The 1,999-nt window shown below is 64.3% G+C and carries 2 protein-coding genes; both read right to left on the reverse strand.

Annotated features, from left to right (window positions below; all coding sequences use genetic code 11):
* Entirely contained in the window at positions 1 to 882 is an 882-nt protein-coding gene (locus tag ACWAT3_RS16640; RefSeq protein WP_460800196.1) for a carbohydrate ABC transporter permease, read from the reverse strand.
* Positions 882 to 1,853, reverse strand: coding sequence for an ABC transporter permease (locus ACWAT3_RS16645; RefSeq protein WP_460800198.1), 972 nt, complete (start codon positions 1,851 to 1,853; stop codon positions 882 to 884). The genes ACWAT3_RS16640 and ACWAT3_RS16645 overlap by 1 nt, the downstream gene beginning before the upstream one ends.
* Positions 1,854 to 1,999 lie beyond the last annotated feature (146 nt).

Raw genomic sequence — 1,999 nt, forward strand, 5'->3', positions numbered from 1 at the left:
TCATCCCTTCACCGACCCGATCAGCATCCCCTTCGCGAAGTGCTTCTGCAGGAACGGGTAGAACAGGATGATCGGCAGCGTGGCCACGATGATGACCGCGAACTTGATGCCCTGGGCCGGTGGCAGCTGGGTCGGATCCTGCTCGACCACCGACAGGTCGGTCGCGACCGTCACCTGGCGCAGGAACATCTGCAGCGTCCACATCGAGTTGTCGTTGAGGTACAGCAGCGGCGACATGAAGTCGTTCCAGATGCCGACGGCGTAGAACAGCGCGAACGTCGCGAGCACGGGCTTGGACAGCGGCAGGATGATGCTCCACAGCGTCTGCAGCTCGTTCGCGCCGTCGATCTTCGCCGACTCCTCCAGCTCGGCGGGCAGCTGCTGGAAGAAGTTCTTGATGATGATGAGGCTGAACGGGTTGATGGCCATCGGCAGGATCAGGGCCCAGTAGTTGTTCAGCAGGCCGAGGTCCTTCACGACGAGGAACGTCGGGATCATGCCGCCGCCGAACACCATCGTGAAGACGATGAGAGACAGGATGAGCTTGCCGCCGGGGAGGTTCGCCTTGCTGAGCGGATAGGCCATGGATGCCGTCAGAGCGAGCTGGACGATCGTGCCGACCGCGGTCACGGCGATCGTCGTGACGAGCGCCCGCAGGAACGCCGGGCTGGTGAAGATCGCCTCGTACGCCTTGAGTGAGAACGTCTCCGGCCAGAGGAAGAACGAGCGGGTCGCGAGCTCGGCCTCGGTCGCGAACGACCCGGCCAGCACGAACACGAACGGGACGAGCGCGAGGATCGCGACCGCGATCATCAGCCCGATGTTGAACACGTCGAACACGCGCCCCGCGGGGGTGTTGAACCGATACTTCTCGCGTGCCATCAGAAGATCCCTGCCTGGGTGAAGCGCTTGGCGAGCCAGTTCGCGCCGAAGATGAGGACGACGCCGACGACCGCCTTGAAGAGGCCGACGGCGGTGCTGTAGCTGTAGGAGCCCTGCGTGATGCCCATGAAGTACACGTAGGTGTCGAAGACATCGGCGACCGAGCGGTTGAGCGAGTTCGTCATGAGGTAGATCTGCTCGAACCCGGTGTTGAGCACCTGGCCCATCTGCAGCACGAGCATCACGATGATTGTCGGCAGGATCGAGGGCAGCGTGATGTGCCACACACGCTGGAAGCGTCCGGCGCCGTCGATGATCGCGGCCTCGTACTGGGCCTGGTCGACGCCGGCGAGGGCGGCGAGGAAGATGATGGTTCCCCAACCGGTGTTCTTCCAGATGTCCTGCAGCACGATGATCGGGCGGAACCAGGCCGGGTCGGCGAGGAAGTTGACATCCGTGCCGAGCGCGCCGTTGATGAGCTGGAAGAGCGGTCCGATGTCCAGCGCGAACAGCAGGTACGTCAGCGAGGCGACGACCGTCCACGACAGGAAGTGCGGGATGTAGATGAGCGTCTGCACCGTGCGCTTGAGGACCATCAGGCGCATCTCGTTGAGCAGCAGCGCCACGATGATGGTCAGTGGGAACGCGATCACCAGGCTCAGCAGCGCGAGGATCAGCGTGTTGGCCAGCAGCCGGGGAAAGTCCGGCGAGGAGAAGAAGTCCTCGAAGTGGGTGAAGCCGACCCACGGGCTGTCCTGGATGCCGAGGAACGGCACGTAGTCCTTGAACGCGATGATCGCGCCGTACATCGGCCAGTACCGGAACAGGGCGAAGTAGATGATGCCGGGCAGCAGCAGCAGGTAGAGCCACTTGAACTGCGTGAAGTGCACGCGGACGCCGCGGCGCCGCTTGGACGTCTTCTCGACGGTCAGCGTCTCGGTCGCCGTCACGGCGTTGTCGAGCATGGTCATGGGAGGAACCTCTCGGGAGGCCGGGGCGGCACGCGGTGCCGCCCCGGCGATCCGGATCAGGAGTCGGCGTCCGCCAGCTCGTTGATCTCGGCGGTCACGGCGTCGCCGCCGCTCGAGCGCCACAGGTCGATGGCATCCTGCAGGCC

Source organism: Microbacterium sp. GXF0217 (genome assembly GCF_054798195.1).